Raw genomic sequence first — 1,490 nt, 5'->3', positions numbered from 1 at the left:
GGGGGAGAAGCCCAAGGGCCTGCGTTCCATCCGCAGACCACAGGCAAGGGGAAGACCGGACGGGTGAAGGCGACTGAACCCCTGATGATGCTTCGTGATCTTTGGCTCCGCAGATGGGATGTTCCAGCGGGGTGCAGGACTGGCCGTTGAGAAGCGGCAGGCGCCGGTTGGGGATTCTTTGCCAGCCGGGAGAGCATCGCCGTCCCGGAGTAAAGGGGGCACCCACCCCGGTCGTATCTCGCTCGCGTGGAACGTGGTAACCCCGTTGGGGTCCGGAGGCATCTTCTCCGGTAAGCCGACCGTAAGGAAGGTCCAACTCCCCAGCGGGCACAGGATGATCCAAAAAGCCAAGGCCGGCAGCCGAAAGGCAGCAGGAAACCGGGACTGGTGGTCAGCGCCTCCGCTGGTCGTCCCGCACAACTGGCCGGATACGGGCCCTGCCCGGACCCGAAAGGGTGCTGACGTGGATCAGGTGGGCCTGTGAGGACCCGATGGCCATCAACGCACGAACCGAAGGACAAGTTGGACACCATGGCGACACCGATAGTCACGGCGGACTCTGCCGTGGTTCACCGGGCTGCGGTGAACGGACCGGAGGACGACCCCACCGACTGGCTGTTGATCGACTGGCAGGCGACGGAGGCGGAAGTACGGCGGCTGAGGCAGAGGATCTTCACGGCGTCGCAGGCAGGGGACCTCAAGCGGGTCCGCAATCTGCAGAAGTTGATGCTCCGTTCGCGCGCCAACACGCTGTTGAGCGTGCGGCGGGTCACGGAGGTCAATGCCGGCCGCAAGACGGCGGGCATCGACGGGATGGTCGTACTGCTGCTCCGGGGGAAGGCTGAGCTGGCCGACTGGTTGCAGCACAAGGCCGCTCCGTGGAAGCCCAAGCCCGTCAGGCGGGTGTTCATTCCGAAGGCGAACGGACGTCAAAGACCGCTCGGCATTCCCGTGATCTTGGACCGGTGTCTTCAGGCTCTGGTTCTCGGTGCACTCGAACCCGAGTGGGAGGCACGGTTCGAGCCGCGATCCTATGGATTCCGGCCCGGCCGTGGCTGTCACGACGCGATCCAGGCCATCTTCCAGGCCGCGAAGGGCAAGGACCCCAAGCGGCAGTGGGTGCTGGACGCCGACCTGACGGCGGCATTCGACCGGATCGACCATGATCGGCTTCTCGCCCTGCTCGGGCAGTTCCCCGCCCGGGGGCTGGTCGAGCAGTGGCTCAAGGCCGGGGCGGTCGATCAAGGGAGATTCGCCCCGACGGAAGAGGGGACCCCGCAAGGCGGGATCGTCTCCCCCCTGTTGATGAACGTGGCCCTTCATGGGATGGAAGAGGCGGCAGGGGCCCGCTATCGGCAAACCGGTGCTCATGCCGGGGAGACCGAGGCGGGCTCGCCGATTTTGATCAGATACGCCGACGATCTTGTGGCTCTCTGTCACAACCGTGACGAGGCCGAACAGGTCAAGGCTCGGCTCGCCGCGTGGCTGAC

General features: G+C 65.6%; 1 protein-coding gene. It reads left to right on the top strand.

The genetic code is table 11. The features are described 5' to 3' along the window. Positions 1-531: 531 nt before the first annotated feature. A partial coding sequence (locus ABZ826_RS39330; protein ID WP_361459397.1) for a reverse transcriptase domain-containing protein occupies positions 532-1,490 on the top strand: 959 nt, incomplete at its 3' end.

This window comes from Streptomyces sp. NPDC047515 (genome assembly GCF_040643055.1).
Classification (GTDB): Bacteria; Actinomycetota; Actinomycetes; order Streptomycetales; family Streptomycetaceae; genus Streptomyces.
Note: the sequence above shows the minus strand (reverse complement) of the source record. Positions and strands in the feature narration are given on the sequence as shown.